The organism is Bradyrhizobium sp. GW821-FHT13H06, assembly GCF_058803975.1.
Map to the genome: position 1 here is coordinate 233492 of NZ_JBXAPN010000009.1, position 20489 is coordinate 253980.

Annotated in this window: 17 protein-coding genes; 14 read left to right on the top strand and 3 right to left on the bottom strand. The window is 65.1% G+C overall.

The genetic code is table 11. The features are described 5' to 3' along the window. Window positions 1-109 precede the first annotated feature (109 nt). The 9 genes from AC1RQP_RS31375 (at window position 110) to AC1RQP_RS31415 (ending at window position 11950) form a co-directional block, all read left to right on the top strand. Complete coding sequence (locus AC1RQP_RS31375) at window positions 110-1099, top strand: NAD-dependent epimerase (protein WP_492940723.1); 990 nt, start codon at window positions 110-112, stop codon at window positions 1097-1099. Between the two features lie 7 nt (window positions 1100-1106). After that, window positions 1107-2519: a mannose-1-phosphate guanylyltransferase/mannose-6-phosphate isomerase gene (locus AC1RQP_RS31380; RefSeq protein ID WP_239625212.1), complete on the top strand. Its 1413-nt coding sequence runs from the start codon at window positions 1107-1109 to the stop codon at window positions 2517-2519. 184 nt (window positions 2520-2703) lie between these two features. Next, complete coding sequence (locus tag AC1RQP_RS31385) at window positions 2704-3708, top strand: Gfo/Idh/MocA family protein (RefSeq protein ID WP_239625210.1); 1005 nt, start codon at window positions 2704-2706, stop codon at window positions 3706-3708. 51 nt (window positions 3709-3759) lie between these two features. Further along, window positions 3760-4911 carry a DegT/DnrJ/EryC1/StrS family aminotransferase gene (locus AC1RQP_RS31390; protein ID WP_492940817.1) on the top strand — a complete coding sequence of 384 codons (1152 nt, stop codon included), beginning with the start codon at window positions 3760-3762 and terminating at the stop codon, window positions 4909-4911. Between the two features lie 384 nt (window positions 4912-5295). Then, window positions 5296-6822 (top strand): murein biosynthesis integral membrane protein MurJ, encoded by a 1527-nt coding sequence (murJ, locus tag AC1RQP_RS31395; RefSeq protein ID WP_492940819.1) that lies wholly within the window; start codon window positions 5296-5298, stop codon window positions 6820-6822. A 78-nt stretch (window positions 6823-6900) separates the two neighbouring features. Next, a complete protein-coding gene (locus tag AC1RQP_RS31400) occupies window positions 6901-7290 on the top strand; it encodes a VOC family protein (protein ID WP_492940821.1) in 390 nt (129 codons plus the stop codon). A 174-nt stretch (window positions 7291-7464) separates the two neighbouring features. Continuing rightward, window positions 7465-9774 (top strand): xanthine dehydrogenase family protein molybdopterin-binding subunit, encoded by a 2310-nt coding sequence (locus AC1RQP_RS31405; RefSeq protein WP_492940725.1) that lies wholly within the window; start codon window positions 7465-7467, stop codon window positions 9772-9774. 99 nt (window positions 9775-9873) lie between these two features. Further along, window positions 9874-10323: a cytochrome c gene (locus AC1RQP_RS31410; protein ID WP_239625203.1), complete on the top strand. Its 450-nt coding sequence runs from the start codon at window positions 9874-9876 to the stop codon at window positions 10321-10323. 343 nt (window positions 10324-10666) lie between these two features. After that, window positions 10667-11950, top strand: a complete 1284-nt coding sequence (locus tag AC1RQP_RS31415) for a cystathionine gamma-synthase family protein (RefSeq protein ID WP_492940727.1) — start codon at window positions 10667-10669, stop codon at window positions 11948-11950. Window positions 11951-12021: 71 nt separating this feature from the next. Here the strand turns inward: AC1RQP_RS31415 and AC1RQP_RS31420 are convergent, their stop codons facing one another. Then, a complete protein-coding gene (locus AC1RQP_RS31420) occupies window positions 12022-12438 on the bottom strand; it encodes a CHRD domain-containing protein (RefSeq protein WP_028182282.1) in 417 nt (138 codons plus the stop codon). Window positions 12439-12592: 154 nt separating this feature from the next. Here AC1RQP_RS31420 and AC1RQP_RS31425 point away from each other — a divergent pair, with 154 nt between their 5' ends. After that, window positions 12593-13519 carry a c-type cytochrome gene (locus tag AC1RQP_RS31425; RefSeq protein ID WP_492940729.1) on the top strand — a complete coding sequence of 309 codons (927 nt, stop codon included), beginning with the start codon at window positions 12593-12595 and terminating at the stop codon, window positions 13517-13519. A gap of 111 nt (window positions 13520-13630) precedes the next feature. On the opposite strand, the gene AC1RQP_RS31430 is transcribed toward AC1RQP_RS31425, so the two are convergent. Beyond that, window positions 13631-13876 (bottom strand): Lrp/AsnC ligand binding domain-containing protein, encoded by a 246-nt coding sequence (locus AC1RQP_RS31430; protein WP_008554991.1) that lies wholly within the window; start codon window positions 13874-13876, stop codon window positions 13631-13633. 128 nt (window positions 13877-14004) lie between these two features. On the opposite strand from AC1RQP_RS31430, the gene thiD reads away from it, so the two are divergent. From thiD to AC1RQP_RS31450, 4 genes are all read left to right on the top strand, one after another. After that, a complete protein-coding gene (gene thiD, locus AC1RQP_RS31435) occupies window positions 14005-14805 on the top strand; it encodes a bifunctional hydroxymethylpyrimidine kinase/phosphomethylpyrimidine kinase (protein ID WP_492940732.1) in 801 nt (266 codons plus the stop codon). 292 nt (window positions 14806-15097) lie between these two features. Beyond that, a complete protein-coding gene (locus AC1RQP_RS31440) occupies window positions 15098-15910 on the top strand; it encodes a UDP-2,3-diacylglucosamine diphosphatase (RefSeq protein ID WP_028182133.1) in 813 nt (270 codons plus the stop codon). Window positions 15911-15923: 13 nt separating this feature from the next. Continuing rightward, window positions 15924-16967 (top strand): glycosyltransferase family 4 protein, encoded by a 1044-nt coding sequence (locus AC1RQP_RS31445; protein ID WP_239625197.1) that lies wholly within the window; start codon window positions 15924-15926, stop codon window positions 16965-16967. 87 nt (window positions 16968-17054) lie between these two features. Next, complete coding sequence (locus tag AC1RQP_RS31450; protein WP_239625195.1) at window positions 17055-18038, top strand: threonine/serine dehydratase family protein; 984 nt, start codon at window positions 17055-17057, stop codon at window positions 18036-18038. Between the two features lie 566 nt (window positions 18039-18604). On the opposite strand, the gene AC1RQP_RS31455 is transcribed toward AC1RQP_RS31450, so the two are convergent. Continuing rightward, window positions 18605-20398 (bottom strand): caspase family protein, encoded by a 1794-nt coding sequence (locus AC1RQP_RS31455; protein ID WP_492940735.1) that lies wholly within the window; start codon window positions 20396-20398, stop codon window positions 18605-18607. Window positions 20399-20489: the final 91 nt, after the last annotated feature.

A 20489-nucleotide genomic window follows, 5' to 3' on the forward strand; every position in this document is an offset into this window, starting at 1 on the left:
TCTTGCAATAGCCGTCGTTGGGGTGTTGTGAGGGCAGCGGCGAGCCTATTGCGACCCGATCGAGCTGGCGGCTAAACAGGACCGGGCTAGGGGATCCCCAGGGAACAGGATGACGGATCAGGCGATTTTGGTCACGGGTGCCGCCGGATTCATCGGCTTTCACGTCGCCCGGCAGCTCCTGGGCGAAGGACGTCCCGTCGTCGGGCTCGACAATCTCAACAGCTATTACGATCCGGCGCTGAAGAAAGCGCGCCTGGCGCTGCTCAGGGACGATTCCCGCTTCTCCTTCGTCGAGACCGACCTCGCCGACCGCGAGGCGATGGCGGCGCTGTTTGCCCAACATCGTTTTGCCAAAGTCGTGCATCTGGCGGCGCAAGCCGGCGTGCGCTACTCGATCGAGCAGCCGCACGCCTATGCCGATTCCAATCTCCTGGGCTTTCTCAACGTGCTGGAGGGCTGCCGCAACAACGGCTGTCGTCATCTCGTCTACGCCTCGTCATCCTCCGTTTACGGCGCCAACACAAAATTGCCATTTGCGGTTGCGGACCGCACCGATCATCCCGTGAGCTTCTATGCCGCGACCAAGAAGGCGAACGAGGTGATGGCGCAGTCCTACAGCCATCTCTACCGCCTGCCGGTCACGGGGCTGCGCTTCTTCACCATTTACGGCCCGTGGGGCCGGCCCGACATGGCCGTGTTTCTGTTCGCGAACGCCATCATGGCGGGCAAGCCGATCCGGCTGTTCAACCATGGCGAGATGCGCCGCGACTTCACCTATATCGATGATGTGACCCGCGTCGTATCGAAGCTGATCGATCTTGTGCCTGCGGACGATCCGTCTGCCGCAAATGCGCCGTTTAAGCTCTACAATGTCGGCAACCACCATCCGGAGGAACTGATGCACGTCGTCGGTCTTCTGGAGCGGGAGCTGGGCCGGACGGCGATCAAAGAATTGCTGCCGATGCAGCCGGGAGATGTGCGGGAAACGTTCGCGGATGTCGAGGATCTGATGCGCGACACCGGCTTTGCACCGTCAACGCCGATCGAGCATGGGGTCCATAATTTCGTCACCTGGTATCGCGACTACTTCAAGGTTTGAGATCACGATGGACAAACGCATAATCCCCCTGATCATGTGCGGCGGTGCCGGCACGCGGCTGTGGCCCGCTTCGCGCGAGGTTCGCCCCAAGCAGTTCCTGCCGCTGTTCGGCACGCGCTCGACATTCCAGGACACGCTGCTGCGCGTGTCCGATCCCTCGCTGTTCGATCGCCCGATCGTCATCACCAATGCGGCCTATCGCTTCATGGTGCTGGAGCAGCTCGCCGAGATCGGCATCGAGGCGGACGTGATCCTCGAGCCGATGCGGCGCGATTCCGGCCCCGCGATCGCGGCGGGCGCGGTGTTCGCGCAGAACCGCGACAGTGAAGCGATCGTGCTCGCGCTCGCCGCCGACCACGTGGTGCAGGACAATGCCGCCTTCGTCGCGGCCTGCCGCGAGGGCCTCACCGCCGCGCGCGCCGGGCGCATCGTCACCTTCGGCGTCAAGCCGGAGCGGCCGGCGACCGAATATGGCTACATCAATCCGGGTGAGGTGATTTCCGGCGAAGTGCATGCGGTTGCGCGCTTCGTCGAGAAGCCGGACGCGGTGAAGGCGTCCGACTACGTCAATTCGGGCTATCTCTGGAACAGCGGCAACTTCATGTTCCCGGCCAGCGTGCTGCTCGACGAATATCGCAGGGTCGATGCGGGAAGCGTCGAGGCCGTCACCAGCGCCGTCAACAATGCCGGCCGAGATCTCGGCTTCGTCACGCTGGAGCCCGAGGCGTTCGGCGCGGCGAAGGCGATCTCGATCGACTATGCGGTGATGGAGAAGACCTCGCGCGCCGCCGTCGTGCCGGTGTCGTGCGGCTGGTCCGACGTCGGCTCCTGGCTCGCTGTGTGGGAGCTGTCGGAGAAGGACGCGCAAGGCAACGCGGCGCATGGCACCGCCGTGTTCGAGGACTCCCGCAACTGCAACGTCACCACCGATTCCGCGCTGGTTGCGCTCGAAGGCGTCGACGATCTCGTCGTGGTCGCCACCGCGGACGCGATCCTGGTCTCGCGCCAGAAGGATGCCAACGGCCTGAAGCGCCTGGTGACCAAGCTGAAGGCGGTCGCGCCCAAGGTCACCGAGGAGCATCTCAAGGTGCACCGGCCCTGGGGCAGCTATCAGTCCGTCGACAATGGCGAGCGCCACCAGGTCAAGCGCATCGTGGTGAAGCCGGGCGGGCGGCTGTCGCTGCAGAAGCACCATCATCGCGCCGAGCACTGGATCGTGGTGCGGGGCACGGCCCAGGTCACCGTCAACGAGACCGTGAAGACGGTGCATGAGAACGAGTCGATCTACATCCCGATGGGCGCCGTCCACCGGATGGAGAACCCCGGCAAGATCCAGCTGGAGCTGATCGAGGTCCAGACCGGCTCTTATCTCGGGGAAGACGACATCATCCGGATTGAAGACGACTATCAAAGGTCGTAACCAGCAAGCTCCGAATCACGCAACCCGGGCCGGGAAGACGGTATCTTTTGCGGCTTAAGGCCCGGGGAACGTGTAACTTTTTGAATCAAATCGTGTCCGGGGTCCCAAGTCCGCATTCGCCACAAATGTGGCGGCCGTGCTAGGAGAGGCGCCGGGGATTTGGGTTGAATCGGGGATTGCTCAGATGAGTTCCAAAGGATCTGCACCGGCGAAGGCCGGCTTGCGCGTCGGCGTCATTGGCGCCGGCGTGATGGGCAGCAACCACGCGCGCGTGCTTGCGGGTCTACCCGGCGTCAGCCTCGTCGGCGTCGTCGATCCCTCGGCGGCACATCGTGAGCGGGCAACGGAGCTTGCCGGTTGCGAAAGCTTCGAGACGCTCGACCAGCTCTTCGCCGAAGGCGTCGACGCCGTGACCATCGCCGCGCCCACCCATCTGCATCACGAGGTTGCGCTCGCCTGCATCGCCAAGAACATCCACGTGCTGGTCGAGAAGCCGATCGCCTCCACCGTGGAAGAGGGCCGCGAGATCGTCGCCGCGGCGCAGAAGGCCGGCGTGACGCTGATGGTCGGCCATGTCGAGCGCTTCAATCCGGCGGTCGCCGCGGTCAAGCAGGCCATCGCGGGCGAGGACATTCTCTCCATCGCCATCACGCGCGTCGGCCCGTTCCCGCCGCGCATGTCCAATGTCGGCGTCGTCATCGATCTTGCCGTGCACGACATCGATCTGATCCGCTGGTTCACCGAATCCGACATCGTCGAGGTGCAGCCGCAATTGTCGAGCGCCGTCGCCGAGCGCGAGGACATCGCGCTCCTGCAGTTCCGCACCGCCAACGGCGTGCTCGCCCACATCAACACCAACTGGCTGACGCCGTTCAAGGCGCGCAGCGTCACGGTCGCCACGCGCGGCAAATACGTGATGGGCGATCTGCTCACGCGTCAGGTCACCGAGTGCTTCGGCTTCAAGCCCGACGGCAGCTACTCGATGCGGCATCTGCCGGTCGGCCACGATGAGCCGCTGCGCGCCGAGCTGATCGCGTTCCTCAAGGCGGTGCGCCATGGCGATACGCCGGCAGTAACGGGCGATGAAGGCGTCGCCAGCCTCGAGATCGCCACGCAATGTCTCGAAACGCCGTCGCGGCCTGCGGCGACGTCGCCCGTCCGCAAGGCTCCGCGCCGCGTCGCCGGCTGATCCTTTTCCATGTCGACCGCTCAAACGTCACAAGGCGCCAAGAACCAGACTATGAACCAGCATCTGCGTTCCGATCCCATTCCCTTCATCGACGTCGGCGCGCAGCGGCGCCGGCTCGGGGCCTCGCTCGATGCGGCCGTCAAGCGCGTGCTCGACCATTGCCAGTTCGTGAACGGACCCGAGGTCTTCGAGCTCGAGAAGCAGCTCGCGGCCTATTGCGGCGCCAAGCACGTGATCGGCTGCGCCAGCGGCACCGACGCGATCCTGATGGTGATGATGGCCAAGAATGTCGGGCCCGGCGATGCCGTGCTGTGCCCGTCCTTCACCTTCATCGCGACCGCCTCGCCGGTGGCGCGGACCGGCGCGACGCCTGTCTATGTCGACGTGGACGAGGCGACCTTCAACATGAGCCCGGAGTCGCTGAAGCGCGGCATCGCGACCGCCCGCAAGGCCGGCCTCAAGCCCGCCGCGGTGATTCCAGTCGACCTGTTCGGCCAGCCGGCCGATCACGACGCCATTGCGGAGATCGCCAAGGCCGAGGGCCTGTTCGTGCTCGACGACGCCGCGCAAGCGTTTGGCGCGAGCTACAAGGGCCGCAAGCTCGGCACGCTCGCGCATGCCACGGCGACCAGCTTCTTCCCGGCAAAGCCGCTCGGCTGCTTCGGCGACGGCGGCGCGATCTTCACCGATGACGACGAGCTCGCGGCCACGCTGCGCAGCATTCGCGTGCACGGGCAGGGCGTGGACAAATACGACAATGTCCGTCTCGGCCTGACCGGCCGGATCGACACCATGCAGGCCGCGGTCCTGATCGAGAAGCTGAAGATCTTTGACGACGAGATCGCCGCCCGCAACAAGGTCGCGGAGCGCTATGAGCGCGGTCTGTCCAATGTGGTCACCGTGCCGCGCCTCAGCCCTGGCAATACCTCGGTCTGGGCGCAGTACACCATCCGTCTGCCCGAGGGTACCGACCGCGACGGCTTTGCCGCCGCGCTGAAGGCCCAGGGCGTGCCGACCGCGATCTACTACGGCAAGTCGATGCATCAGCAGACCGCCTACAAGCAATATCCGGTCGCGGAAGGCGGGCTGCCGGGTTGCGAGAGCCTGTCGCAGGACGTGATCAGCCTGCCGATGCATGCCTATGTGACCGAAGCCGACCAGGAGCGAATCATCGCCGCCGTCCGCGGCGCGCTCGCGGGCTGAATTCTTCGCGGCTTCCTTCACCTCTCCCGCTTGCGGGAGAGGTCGCGCCGAAGGCGCGGGTGAGGGTTCTCTCCTCTGGGGGAGTCTTCGTCGTCGAGACACCCTCTCCCCAGCCCTCCCCCGCAAGCGCAGGGCAATCGCATATGGATTTCACGGGGATTGTCCGCTGGCTTGCTCCGCCTCTCCCGCTTGCGGGAGAGGCCGACGCGCTCGCAGAGCGCGGCGGGTGAGGGCTCTCGCCACACAGGGACGTCCTCAGTTAATCTCAATAATCCCAGCGCGGAGACACCCTCTCCCCAACCCTCCCCCGCAAGCGGGGGAGGGAGCACACCTTCCCCGCTGCTTGCACCTAGACCTAATCGCGCCATGCTCTACAACAGAGGCATGCTCGGACGCATCTTCACGGTTGGCGGATACACGCTGCTCTCGCGGGTGACGGGATTTGCCCGCGACATCATGCTTGCGGCGATCCTCGGCGCCGGTCCCGTCGCCGACGCCTTTTTCGTGGCGCTGCGGCTGCCCAATCATTTCCGCGCGATCTTCGCCGAGGGCGCCTTCAACGCGGCCTGGGTGCCGGCCTATGCCCATGTCCATGGCGAGAAGGGGGAGGCGGCGGCAAGCCTGTTCGCCGACCGCATCTTCACGTTGCTGCTGGCCTCGCAGGTGGTGCTGCTGATCGTCGCCTGGCTGTTCATGCCGCAGGCCATGAGCATCCTCGCACCGGGCTTCAGCGACGACGCCGAGCAGCGCAAGCTCGCGATCGAGCTGACCCGGATCACCTTTCCCTATCTGCTGCTGATCACGCTGGTGACGCTCTACGGCGGCATGCTCAACGTGATGCAGCGCTTCGCCAGCGCCGCTGCCGCCTCGATCTTCCTCAACGTCGCGATGATGATGACGCTGGCGCTCGCCGCGTGGTTTCCGACCGCGGGCCATGCCGCAGCCTGGGGCGTGCTCATCTCCGGCTTCCTGCAATATTTCCTGCTGGCGGGCGATCTCGCCCGCCATGGCGGCCTGCCGCGCTTTGCACCGCTGAAGCTCGACGAAGACGTGCGCGGCTTCTTCAAGGCGCTTGGACCTGCGACGCTGGGCTCGATGGGCACGCAGGTCGCGCTGTTCGCCGACACCATCATCGCGACCTTCCTGCCCGCGGGCGCGCTGTCGGCGCTCTATTATGCCGACCGTCTCAACCAGCTGCCGATCGGCGTCATCGGCATCGCCATCGGCACGGTGCTGTTGCCGGAGATGTCGCGGCGGATCACGGCCAACGACCATGACGGCGCGATGAAGGCGCAGCGTCGCGCCTTCGATTTCACGCTGCTGTTCTCGATCCCGTTCGTGGCGGCCTTCCTCACCGTGCCCGACGAGATCATGCGTGCGCTGTTCGCCCGCGGCGCATTCTCGAAGGCCGATGCCGTCGCCGCCGGCGGCACACTCGCGGCCTATGCCATCGGCCTCATTCCTTTCGTGCTGATCCGCAGTGCGGTCGCGACCTTCTATGCGCGCAAGGATACGGCGACGCCGGTTCGCGCGTCGCTGACTGGCATCGCAGTCAACGTCGCGCTGAAGGTCGCCTTGATGGGATCGCTGGCCCAGATCGGCCTCGCGCTCGCAACCGCCGTCGGCGTCTGGACCAACCTTCTGCTCGTGCTGTTCTTCGCCGTGCGGCGAGGCTTCCTCGTGCTGGACCGCGCCTGGCTGATGTCGCTCGCCAAATTCCTCGTCACCGGACTGATCCTCGCCGCCGCGTTCTGGCTGATCGCGCGCTTCAGCGGTCCTTTGTTGGGCCCGATGCACTTCCGGGACGAAGTGACGCTGGTCCTGCTGGCCGTCGGCGGCACCGTCGTCTACGCGCTTGCGATCCTCGTCCTATTCGGCCGCAGCTGGCTGGTCTCGCTGGTGCGCGGCTAGGGCCCGTCCTCAACGGGGGGTGGATCAACTATGATGACGCCGACCAGTTCGTCGGTGAAAACGATTTGGCGGCCCTACATGCGACAGCATCTGAGTCTAACCGCGGTGGTCGTTCGAGACTATGACGAGGCGATCGTCTTCTTTGTTGACAGGCTGGGATTTGAGCTTCGGGAAGACACACGTCTCGACGAGGAGAAGCGCTGGGTTGTTGTAGCGCCGCCCGGTAGTACCGAGAGCGGCATTCTACTGGCAAAGGCTGCGAACCCGGGCCAAGCGCAGGCCATCGGCAACCAGAGCGGCGGTCGCGTCTTTCTGTTCCTGGCGACTGATGATTTCGAGCGCGACTACGACGCATTTCGTAAGCGAGGGATTAAGTTTGTCGAAGAACCGCGGCGAGAGTCATACGGCACTGTCGCGGTGTTTGAAGACCTCTATGGCAATCGCTGGGACCTGATTGAACGGAGGTAGGGCTAGAAAGTCACATAGACTTGACCCCGGGGGGCCTTCACTCAATTCCGCTATGACGCGCAAGCGGTGCTTTTTTCCCGGCCTGCGACCCATGCGCATGGCGAAACCCGTTTGCCTTGCCACTTTTTCCACGGCAATATGCCGGCAAAACAACCATGAGAACGGGAAGATAAAATGGCGGCTCCCATCAAGTTCGGCGTTGGCCAAAGCGTGCTGCGCAAGGAGGATGACGCGCTCATCCGCGGCAAGGGCCGCTATACCGACGATTACGCGCCGCAGGCTGCGCTTCGCTGCCTGATGCTGCGTTCGCCGCATGCGCATGCCAAATACACCATCGACGTGAGCCCGGCTCGCGGGCTGCCCGGCGTCGCGCTGATCCTGACCGCCGAGGACGTTGCGGATCTCGGCAATCTGCCGTGCCTGTTCAATCTCGAGACCGATCCGTTCACCGGCCCGCCTTACCCGATCCTCGCCAAGGACGAGGTGCGGCATGTCGGCGATGCCATCGCCTTCGTCGTCGCCGAGACCATCGACCAGGCCCGCGACGCGATCGAGGCGATCGAGGTCAAATGGAGCCCGCTGCCGGCGGTGACCGGCGTCGTCAACGCCGTGAAGAAGGGCGCAGCCCAGGTCTGGCAGGACAAGCCCGGCAACGTGCTGTTCGACGTCTCGATCGGCGACAAGGCTGCGACGGAAGCCGCCTTCGCCAAGGCGCATGCGGTGGCCGAAATCTCGATCGTCAATCCGCGCGTGGTCGCGAGCTTCATGGAGACGCGCGCGGCGGTCTGCGAATACGATGCCAAGCGCGATCACCTGACGCTCACCATCGGCAGCCAGGGCAGCCACCGGCTACGCGACATCCTGTGCCAGAACGTGCTCAAGATCCCGACCGAGAAGATGCGGGTGATTTGTCCCGACGTCGGCGGCGGCTTCGGCACGAAGCTGTTCCCGTACCGCGAATACGCCCTGATGGCGGTCGCGGCCAAGAAACTGAAGAAGACGGTGAAATGGGCGGCCGACCGCACCGAGCATTTCATGGGCGACGCGCAGGGCCGCGACAACGTCACCACCGCCAAGATGGCGCTGGCCGAGGACGGCAAGTTCCTGGCGATGGATTGCGACCTGATGGGCGACATGGGCGCGTATCTGTCGACCTTCGGGCCCTACATTCCCCATGGCGGCGCCGGCATGCTGCCGGGCCTCTACGACATCCAGGCGTTCCACTGCCGGGTGCGCACCATCTTCACCAACAGCGTGCCGGTCGACGCCTATCGCGGCGCGGGACGGCCTGAGGCGGCCTATGTCATCGAGCGTCTGGTCGATGCCTGCGCGCGAAAACTCGACATGACGCCGGACGCGGTCCGTCGCAAGAACTTCATCCAGCCGAAGTCGCTGCCCTACAAGACTGCCACCGGCAAGGTCTACGATTCCGGCGACTTCGCCGCGCATCTGAAGCGTGCGATGGAGATCGCCGAGTGGAAGGAGTTTCCCAAGCGCGCGAAGCTCGCCAAGAAGCATGGCCTGATCCGCGGCATCGGCCTTGCGAGCTATGTCGAGGTGTGCGGCACCATGGGCGAGGAGACCGCCAATGTGCGGCTCGATCCCAATGGCGACGTCACCGTCCTGATCGGCACGCAATCGAGCGGGCAGGGACACCAGACCGCTTATGCGCAGATCGTCGCCGAGCAGTTCGGCGTCGCGCCCGAGCGCGTCCACATCCACCAGGGCGACACCGACGAGATCGCAACGGGCCTCGGCACCGGCGGCTCGGCCTCGATCCCCTCGGGCGGCGTCAGCGTCGAGCGCGCCACGCGCGAGCTCGGCCAGAAGCTGAAGGAGATCGCGGCGCAGGCGCTGGAAGCCAGCGCGGGCGACCTCGAGATCTCCGAGGGCGTGGTGCGCATCGCCGGCACCGACCGCTCGATCTCGTTCGCCGATCTCGCCAAGCGGCCGGGCGTCGATCCATCGAAGCTGAACGGCAGCGCGACCTTTGCCAGCGCCGACGGCACCTATCCGAACGGCACCCATGTCGCGGAGGTCGAGATCGATCCGGCCACCGGCATCATCAAGATCGTCAACTACGTGATCGTCGACGATTTCGGCAAGACGCTCAATCCGCTGCTGCTGGCGGGACAGGTGCATGGCGGCGCCATGCAGGGCATCGGCCAGGCGCTGATGGAGCAGGTGGTGTATGGCGCCACCGACGGCCAGCTCATCACCGCGACCTTCATGGACTACGCGTTGCCGCGCGCGGCGGACGGGCCGGCCTTCGTGTTCGAGACCAACAACATCCCCTGCAAGACCAATCCGATGGGGGTGAAGGGGGCGGGCGAGGCCGGCGCGATCGGCTCCTGCCCGGCGATCGTCAACGCCATCGTCGACGCGCTCTGGCGCGAATACAAGATCGACCACATCGACATGCCGGCAACGCCGGAGCGGGTGTGGATCGCAATCAACGAGCACCATCGCCGCCACAGCCTGTGAACGGTGATCTTCCCCGCGGGCGGGAATAAACGCCCGCCGCGGGGTTCTATTCATGTGACCCATCTCCCAAGAACTCTGCGAGCCGGAGAAGAATACCCGATGAAACGAACGATGATTGTCGCAGGCACCCTGCTTCTGGGTGCGGGCGCCGTGATGGCGCAGCAGGAGATTGCCGTCCAACAGGACAATCTGATGCGCTCGATCGCCAAGAACCAGTATGGCGTCATCCAGAAGATGACGAAAGGCGATATCCCCTTCGACAAGAAGGCTGCCGATCAGGCCATTGCCAACATCGAGGCCGATGTTGCCAAGATCGCCAAGACCTTCGCGGTCAATCCCAAGCAGGATGTGGTCGACGCGACCTATGGCTCGTCGCAAAAGATCTGGCAGAACAAGGCCGATTTCGATTCGAAGATCCCGCCGGTGCAGAAGGCGATCGCCGACGCCAAGGGCAAGATCACCGACGTGGCGAGCCTGAAGTCCGCCTACACTGCGATCAACGACCGTTGCAACGATTGCCACGAGACGTATCGTGTGAAGCTGAAGTGACGACGCGGGTCGTGGCCCGAATTTCGTAGCCCGGACGAGCGCAACGACACCCGGGACGGTGGAAGCATATCTCGCTGAGCTCATCCGACCTACGGTTTCTGCGATCGCCGCGCCAGCCGGTCGATGCCGATGGGGCCGTCCCGGATTGCCTGCGCTCCATCCGCGCGCTTGGCGCTCCCTCTGATCGCGACTGGCCACGAGCCGGCCACGAATTCCGTTCGCATGGCCTGACGGATCGCTGTCAAAGAGGTTATCTATGGTGATGCCGATGCGGCATCGATGTCTCACGGCATCCGGAGGTTCCAACGCCCGGCGCGGAATTGAAGCAACAGCGAGACAGGCCATGGCAAAACCGTTTCCGTCCAAGACCCATATCGGCAACCATATGCTGCATCCGGAAACCTTGATGCTGACCTATGGCTATGATCCGCAACTGTCCGAAGGCGCCATCAAGCCGCCGGTGTTCCTGACGTCCACCTTCGTGTTCAAGACGGCCGAGGACGGGCAGGATTTCTTCGATTACGTCGCCGGCCGGCGCGAGCCACCGGAAGGCATGGGCGCGGGCCTCGTCTATTCGCGCTTCAATCATCCCAACAGCGAAATCGTCGAGGACAGGCTCGCGATCTACGAGCGCACGGAGAGTTGTGCGCTGTTCTCATCCGGCATGGCGGCCATCTCAACCACGATCCTGGCCTTCGTTCGCCCCGGCGACGTCATCCTGCACTCGCAGCCGCTCTATGGCGGGACGGAAACCTTGCTGACGAACACGCTTGCGCGCCTGTCGATCGGCGCCGTCGGCTTTGCCGACGGCATCGACGAGACGGCGGTCAGGCAGGCCGCGGAGGAGGCCATGGGCAAGGGGCGGGTGTCGATGATCCTGATCGAGACGCCGGCCAATCCGACCAACGGCCTGGTCGACATCGCGATGATCCGCCGTATTGCCGACGCGATCGGAAAGGCGCAGGGGCACACACCGGTCATCGCCTGCGACAATACGCTGCTCGGACCGGTGTTTCAGCGGCCGATCGAGCATGGCGCGGACCTGTCGCTGTACTCGCTGACCAAATATGTCGGCGGTCATTCCGACCTGATCGCGGGCGCCGCGCTCGGCTCGAAGGCGATCATGAAAGGCATCAAGGCCTTGCGCGGCGCCATCGGGACCCAGCTCGATCCGCATTCCTGCTGGATGATCAACCGCTCGCTGGAGACGCTGAGCCTGCGGATGGAGAAGGCCAACGACAATGCGCGCCTCGTGGCGGACTTCCTGCGCGATCATCCGAAAGTCGCCAAGGTTCATTACCTCGGTCATCACGAGGAGGACTCGCCGGCCGGGCGCGCGTTCGCGAGGCAGTGTCTCGGCGCCGGATCCACCTTCTCCTTCGACATCGAAGGCGGCAAGGAGGCGGCGGTCAAGTTCCTCAATGCGCTGCAGATCCTCAAGCTGGCGGTGAGCCTCGGCGGAACGGAATCGCTTGCGAGCCTGCCCGCAACCATGACCCATTCCGGCGTCCCCGCCGACATCCGCCGCAAGATCGGCGTCCTCGATTCCACGATCCGGCTGTCGATCGGCATCGAGAACCCGTCGGACCTGATCGCCGACCTCGCGCAGGCGCTGAACGCAGCTTGAGCGCCCCGGAATCGAAACGGCCGGACGCCCCCTCCAGCGCCCGGCCTTCGCCGACAAAGCAGCCTCGAGGCTTACTTCGTCACCTGGCCGCGGATCTCGCCGCCCGGATTGGCTGCAGTGTGGATGTTGATGTAGTACTTGCCGCCGAGCAGATCGGCGGCCTGCGCGTCGGTCAGGGTCGCTTCGCCCTTGACCGGGCTCGAGGCCGCGTTCGGGATCGGGACGGCAACGCCTGCGTTCTTGCCGGCCTCGGCAGGGCCGTGGAAATGCGCCGCAGTGGCGGGCCCGGACAGGCCGGAATAGGTGACGGTCCAGGACAGTTTCTTGCTGGCGGCATCATAGTTGAGATCGGCCGTTCCCGTGGCGCTGCTGGTCGTCGCCGGCACCTCGGCCTTGCCGTCGAGCGTTGCTTTCAGCTTTTCGGCGTTCGCGGACCCTGCAAAGGCAACGGCACCGAGCGCGAACACGGCAATGACGGACTTGTTCATGACGTTCTCCCTGTTGAACCCGAAGGGGCTGCCAAACTTCCAACAGCCGGCATTTCAGTTTATTCCGGTCTCCGGCCAGGGCGGGCTAAATTCTTCGTGGCTGGAGCCGCGACGCATCGGTCGTAAGTTCGCCGCAACGAGTGAATGGGTCCGCATGTTGCAACGAACAATTGTCGCGGCGCTGCTCGTCGCGGTCGCCGCTGCCGGCCTTTACTGGTGGCTCAGTGCGCCGGTGGTGGCGGCTGCGAGCGCCATCCCGGCTCGCGCGCCCGATTTGGCCAACGGCGAGGTGATGTTCAACGCCGGCGGCTGCGCGTCCTGCCATGCCGTTCCCAATCAGCCTGATCGTCTCAGGCTTGGTGGCGGCGTCGCGATCAAATCGCCGTTCGGAACGTTCTACGCACCGAACATCTCGCCCGATCCGAACGACGGCATCGGCAAATGGACGGACGCCGATTTCGTCAACGCGGTGATGCACGGGGTCTCGCCATCGGGCCAGCACTATTTTCCGGCCTTTCCCTACACCTCCTACCAGCACGCGAGGCGGCAGGATGTGCTCGATCTCTTTGCCTATCTGAAAACGCTGCCGGCGGTTGCAGGCAAGGTGCGTGATCACGAGGTGAGCTTTCCCTTCGACATCCGGCGCAACATCGGCATCTGGAAGTTCCTGTTCATGGACGGCAAGCCCTTCGTCGCCGACGCCAGCAAGTCGCCGCAGTGGAATCGCGGCGCCTATCTCGTCAACAGCTTCGGCCATTGCGCCGAGTGCCACAGCCCGCGCAATGCGCTGGGCGGCATCATCGCCGGCCAGCGCTTTGCCGGCGGTCCGAATCCGGAAGGCGAGGGATGGGTTCCGAACATCACCCAGAAGCGCCTCGGCGAGTGGAGCGCGAAGGATCTCGCCTATTTCCTCAAGACCGGTGAATTGCCGGATGGCGACAGCGCCGGCGGCGCGATGACGCGCGTGATCAAGAACACCTCGCAATTGCCGGACCAGGATCTCGCGGCGATGGCGGAGTACCTCAAATCGCTGCCGCCGGTGGACGGGCCGACGCCGCCGAAACGCAAGCAGGGCAGCTAGCGCAGCAGCGCTAAAGCGCGATGGGATCTGGATGCATCGTCATCGCGCTTCGGGTTGTTGTTTGCGCATGATCTTTCCGGAAAACCGCTTCGCACTTTTCCGGATCATGCTCTAGCCCGCGCCGAACGCCTTGAAGGTGATGATGGTGAGGGTGTCCTGGATGCCCGGCAGCACCTGCACCTTCTCGTTGACGAAGTGACCGATGTCGGTGTCCTTGTCGACGTAGAACTTCACCAGCAGGTCGTATTGGCCGGCCGTGGAGTAGATCTCGGAGGCGATCTCGGCTTCGGCGAGCGCGTTGGCGACCACATAGGACTGGCCGAGTTTGCATTTGATCTGGACGAAAAAGGGAACCATCGCGGGCACTCCGGGAGCGTATTCTTCCGGCTAATAGGCCAAAACCGGCCGGATTTAGCAAGCGAACTTGCTGGGTTCGGCGCGAGCTTGCTAAGACGGCTCATGGCTCGAAAACGCGGAAAATCGTCATGACGACCCCGGTCGCACTCACCATCGCCGGCTCCGATTCGAGCGGCGGCGCCGGCATCCAGGCGGACCTGAAGACCTTTGCCGCGCTCGGCGTCTACGGCGCCTCCGTGATCACGGCGCTGACGGCGCAGAACACGCGCGGCGTCACGGGCATCCACGCGGTGCCGGCCGAGTTCGTCACCGGACAGATCGACGCGGTGTTCTCCGATCTCGAAATCGGCGCGGTGAAGATCGGCATGGTCGCCCAGGTCGCCAGCATCGATGCCATCGCCGCCGCGCTGTCGCGCTGGGCGCCCCGGCACGTCGTGCTCGATCCCGTCATGGTCGCGACCTCCGGCGACCGCCTGCTGGCCGCGGAAGCCGTCGACGCCCTGCGCACCAGGCTGATACCGCTGGCCGCCGTGATCACGCCCAACCTGCCGGAGGCCGCGGCTCTGCTCGATGAGCCGGTCGCGGCAAGCGAGGCCGAGATCGAGAGCCAGGGGCGCCGCCTGCTGGCGCTCGGCTGCCGCGCTGTCCTGGTCAAGGGCGGGCATGGCGAGGGCGCGGAGAGCATCGACTATCTGGTCGGTGCGGACAGCACGATCGCGCTCGCCGCGCCGCGCATCGCCACCCGCAACACCCATGGCACCGGCTGCTCGCTGTCCTCGGCGATCGCGGCGGGGCTGGCCAGAGGCGAGGATCTGGAAAACGCCGTGCGCAATGCCAAGGCCTGGATCAGCGCCGCGATCGGCGCCGCCGACCGCTTCAGCGTCGGCCACGGCCATGGGCCGATCCATCATTTCCACAGGTTCTACTGACGCGGGCCGCCCGCGGCAGCGCGGCCGCGGTGCGCTTTGGGGGCACGCTAGCCCCCACATCGTCATGGCCGGGCCTGTCCCGGCCATCCACGCCTTGCCACGCAGCACGAAGAACGTGGATGCCCGGGACAAGCCCGGGCATGACGATCACCTTCTGCGGCGCCATGTCGCCTGATTGTCGCATGCGACTGATATTCGCGGGGAGGGCGAGGCGAAGTTTGATTCGTAGCTGAGGTGCCTCAAGGTTCAATCGGTCATCCCCCTGTCACGGGACATTGTTACAGGCTGGCGCATGGGAAGTTACGCTGTGAGTGACGAGAGCCCGGAGCGGCGCTTTCGCACCTTGTTCATCTCCGACGTCCATCTCGGAGCCCGCGGTTCTCAAGCCGATCTACTGCTCGACTTCCTGCGCTACCACGATGCCGACACGATCTATCTCGTCGGCGACATCGTCGATGGCTGGGCGCTGAAATCGAGCTGGCACTGGCCGCAATCGCATAACGACCTCGTCCAGAAGCTGTTGCGCAAGGCGCGCAAGGGCGCCAAGATCATCTACATCCCCGGCAATCACGACGAGTTCCTGCGCAACTATTACGGCACGCATTTCGGCGGCATCGACGTCGTCGAGAACACGGTTCACGCCGGCGCCGACGGCAAGCGCTATCTGGTCATCCACGGCGACATCTTCGATCTCGTGGTGCAGAACGCGCGCTGGCTCGCCCATCTCGGCGACAAGGCCTACGACTTCGCGATCCAGATGAATCGCCTCGTCAACTTCTTCCGCCGCCTGTTCGGTGTACCCTATTGGTCGCTGTCGCAATGGGCCAAGCAGAAGGTCAAGAACGCCGTCAACTATATCGGCGCGTTCGAGCAGGCGCTCGCCGCCGAGGCGCGGCGCCACGAAGCGGACGGCGTGATCTGCGGCCACATCCACTACGCCGTGATCCGCGACGAGGCCGGCATCCGCTACATGAATTGCGGCGACTGGGTCGAGAGCTGCACCGCCCTGGTCGAGCATGACGACGGCCATTTCGAGATCATCACCTGGGCGGATCATCTGCAGAAGCCGGCGGCGGTCCCGCAGGTCGCGGCAAGAGCTGCATGACAAGGGCCGCCTGATGCGCATCCTGGTCGCGACCGACGCCTGGCACCCGCAAGTCAACGGTGTGGTTCGGACGCTGACCAAGCTTGCTGACGCGGCCAAGGATCTCGACGTCGAATTCGCGTTCCTGACGCCGCAATCGTTCCGCACCTTCGCGATGCCGAGCTATCGCGACGTGCGGCTGGCCATGCCGCGCCCGGCCCGGATCGCGAGGCTGATCCAGGAAGCGCGTCCGGACAGCATCCACATCGCGACGGAAGGGCCGATCGGACTGATGGTCCGCCGCTATTGCCGCCAGCGCAAGCTGCCGTTCACGACCAGCTTCCACACCCGATTCCCGGAATATGTCCGCGCCCGCGTGCCGGTGCCGGGCTCGCTGATCTGGCACGCGCTGCGCCGTTTCCATGCGCCCAGCCGTGCCGTGATGGCAGCAACCCCGGCGCTGGCCCGCGAACTGACCGACCGCGGTTTCGACAATGTCGTGCTGTGGCCGCGCGGGGTCGATACCGGCCTGTTCCATCCCCGTGCCATCGATCTTTGCCTGCCGGCACCGGTGTTCCTGTCGGTAGGCCGGGTCGCGGTGGAAAAGAATCTCGAGGCTTTCCTCGACCTCGACCTGCCCGGCACCAAGGTCATCGTCGGTGACGGCCCGGCGCGGGCCTCGCTGGAGGAGGCCTATCCCGATGCGATCTTCCTCGGCGAGAAGCAGGGCGAGGCACTGGCGGACATCTACGCAGCCGCCGACGTGTTCGTGTTCCCCAGCAAGACCGACACGTTCGGCCTGGTCCTGCTGGAAGCGCTCGCCAGCGGGCTGCCGGTGGCGGCCTTTCCGGTGAAAGGCCCCCGCGACGTGATCGGCGATGCGCCGGTGGGCGCGCTCGATCACGATCTGGGCAGTGCCTGCTTCGCCGCGCTGGACGTCTGTCGGCAGGACTGCGTTGCGTTCGCCGCCAACTACACCTGGGAAGCCTCGGCGCGGGTCTTTATCGACAGCATCAGGGCGGTTGGTGCGGTGCTGCCCGGCGGGAACGGGACGGAACAGCCGCGCTTCGTCGCCTAGAGCCATCTCGATCGCGCGAGAACGTTTTGGGAATCCTCGCGCGGAGGTGTCTTGCCGGGGCCTCGTCGGCCGCGATACCATTCCGCCATGACCGAACAGCTCCTCCCGGTCGGCCCTGCCGACATCGATGCCGCAGCGCGCGTGATCGCGCCTTATGCCATCCGCACCCCGCTGTTGTCCTTCCCTGTGCTCAACGAGCGCGTCGGCGCGAAAGTGTTCTTGAAGCCGGAGATGCTCCAGCGCACCGGCTCGTTCAAGTTCCGCGGCGCCTTCAACAAGGTGTTCTCGATCCCGCAGGACAAGCGCGCCGGTGGCGTGGTTGCGTTCTCCTCGGGCAACCATGCCCAGGGCGTGGCAGCCGCGGCAAAGATCCTCGACATGCAGGCCACCATCGTGATGCCGGCGGATGCGCCGCTGTCGAAGCGCGAGCGCACCAAATCCTACGGGGCGGAGGTCGTGCTGTACGATCGCGACAAGGACGACCGCGAGGCGATCTCGCGGGGCATCGCCGAGAAGCGCGGCGCGACGCTGGTCAAGCCCTATGACGATCCCTTCGTGATCGCGGGGCAGGGCACCGCCGGCCGCGAGATCGCCGAGGACATGGCGAGCCTCGGTCTCGCCCCTGACATCGTGGTGGCGCCGGCCTCAGGCGGCGGCCTGATCGCGGGCGTCGCGACGGCGGTGAAGGCGCGCTATCCGCTGGCCGAGATCGTGGTGGCCGAGCCGGAGGCATTCGACGATCACGGCATTTCGCTGACCGCCGGCCACCGCGAGCCGCATGCACCGGCGGGGCGCACCATCTGCGATGCGCTGATGGCCTTGATGCCCGGCGAGATGACGTTCGCGATCAACAGCAAGCTGCTCGCGCGCGGCGTCACTGCCTCGGACAAGGAAGTCGGTGCGGCCGTCGCGTTCGCCTATCGCGAGCTCAAGCTGGTGGTGGAGCCCGGCGGCGCCGTCGGCCTCGCCGCGCTGCTCGCGGGGCGTCTCGACGTCGCTGGGAAGAACGTCGTCATCGTGCTCTCCGGCGGCAATGTCGATGCCGATCTGTTCGCCGAACTGGTGGCCTAGAGTACGATGAGATCAGGTTCTGATGCCGCAACGACGGAGGTGCGCTCCCTCCCCCGTTTGCGGGGGAGCGTTGGGGAGAGGGTAGCTCCGCAATCGAGAGCCCCCAAGAGGTGAGAGCCCTCACCCGGCGCGTTGCGCCGACCTCTCCCGCAAGCGGGAGAGGTGCACCGAGCCCGCGGGCCGGCTGATTCAACCTAAGCCCATTCCGCTCTAGCCGTCATTCCGGACCTGCGCCTTTCGGCGCATGCCGGAATGATGACGTTCAAGGGCTGAGATGAAGAAAGGGCAGAGCGTCACCGCTCTGCCCTTTCGTCTTGTCGATTTCGCGGTTCGAATTCACGGCTTGCTCGGTACAACCTCTCCCGCTTGCGGGAGAGGTCGGCACGTAGTGCCGGGTGAGGGCTTTTTCCTCTTGGGGATTGTCCCGTTGTGGAGAGACCCTCTCCCCAACCCTCCCCCGCAAGCGGGGGAGGGAGCCTAGTGCCGATGCCGCCGCACCGTGCGCACCATATGTGATTGCCCTGCCCGCAAGCGGGGGAGGGAGCGCACCTTCTTCGTTCGTGCGATCAGCGCATGAAGCCGCCGCGACGGTTGCCGCCGCCGTTCATGTTCGGCGCCTGGTTCATCGACTGCCGGAAGTTGTCGTTGCTGTTGACCATGCGGTTCGGCATCGCATTGAACTGCGGACGATTGTTTAGGACCTGCACCTTGTTCACCGGGTTGCCGTTGGGCTCCACGATGCCGGTGTTGCCGTTGGTGATGCGGATCGGGCGGTTCTGCGTCTGAACATTGATCGGCTTCGCATCGATCTTCGATCCGCCCTTGCCGACATTCACCGGCATGCTCACGACCTTGCCCGGGGTGCCGTTGCCGACGCCCGGCTTGGGGTTGGTCGCAGGCAGCGTCACGATCTTGCCGATGCCGCCGTTGCTCTTGCTCGTGTTGCTCGGCGCAGGCAGGGTGACGATCTTGCCCGGGGTCTGCGACGGCGTGCCGTTCGGCTGGTTGTTGCCCGAGGGCAGGTTGACGATGTGGCCGCCATTGCCGAGCTTGCCGAGGACGTTGCCGTCGACCGGCTTCTGCAGGGCCGGCAGGTTGCCGCCCGTCTGCGACCCACCATGACCCTGCTGCATCAGCGGCAAGTACTTGGGCTGGCCGAGATTGCCGATCTTGAGGATCGGCGCAATGGTCTGCGGCGCCAGGAACTTGGTCGCCTGCATCAGGGGGATCTGCTTCGGCTGCGCCTGCAGCTTCAGCGCGACCTGTGCATAGGGGCTGTTGCCGTAGCTGTCGTAGAAGCTCTTGTAGGCAAGCGGCGAGTTCGCGAGCACCGCCTTGTGCCAGGCCTGCGAGATCAGGAGGTTCTTGAGCAGCCAGCGGACGTGGTCGCACAGCGGATCGTGCGGATACATCTGGATGAACTCCTGATAGTATTCCGGACGGTCCTCGGACACGACGTAGTCATAGGCCTGGCGTGTCGAACGGCTCGGCAGGTTGGAGGCCAGCTGCACGACAGGCGCCTTCACCGGCGCGCGGTTGGCGGCCACCGCGGTGTCGCCGAAGAAGGTGAAGTCGGACGTCAGCGAGGAGCTCTCCCACGGGATCTGCGCGCCGCTCGTGGTCTGGTTGACCTGCAGGCGCACGCGCTTGAACAGCTGCTCGATCGGCACGTTGGGCTCGCGCGCGACGTTCAGGAACGCCTGGGTATAGGGGCTGTGACCGCCCGTGCCGTCGAGCGCCTCGGCGCCCGGCGCAGTCGAGTAGCCGACGATCGATCCGTTCGGCGCATCGACGATGGCAAGGCCGCGGCCGGCATCGTTGACCTCGGGGAACGGGTTGTTGCGGCAGGCATCGAGAATGACGATGCGCATGCGGCTCGGGATCGTCTCCAGCGTCGACATCACGTCGACGAGGCGCACCGAATTGTTGACGAGCTCGGTCGGGCTGGAGACCTTGGCGTCGACGGGAACGAGATAGTTCTCGCCGGCGAGCTGCACGCCGTGACCGGCGTAATAGACCATCGCCACCGTGTTGGGACCGCGCGAGGCGACCTTGGCGGAAAAGTCCTGGACGACACGGAGCATGTCGTTCTGGGTCAAATCGGTCGCTGCGACGACCTCGAAGCCGGCGGAGTTCAGGAACTGCGCCATCGATTGCGCGTCATCGTCGGGGTTCGCAAGCTGCGGCGCGTTCTGGTAGTTCGCATTGCCGATCACCAGCGCCACCCGCTGCTCGGGGCCTTGCAGCGCGGTGGGGGCGGGTGCGACCGGGGCGACTTGCGCGGAAACCGGCCCGCAGGCAAAGCCGAACAGGCTTCCCAGCAGGCTCGCCGTCATCAGGAAAGGCTTTAAGCGGAACATGGCGTGCTCCTTTGGCACTCATCTCGATGCGAGATTGGTTGCGAGCAAGCTTGGCCGCGTTCGAGCCTGTGGTCCGTGATTCCTATCATCA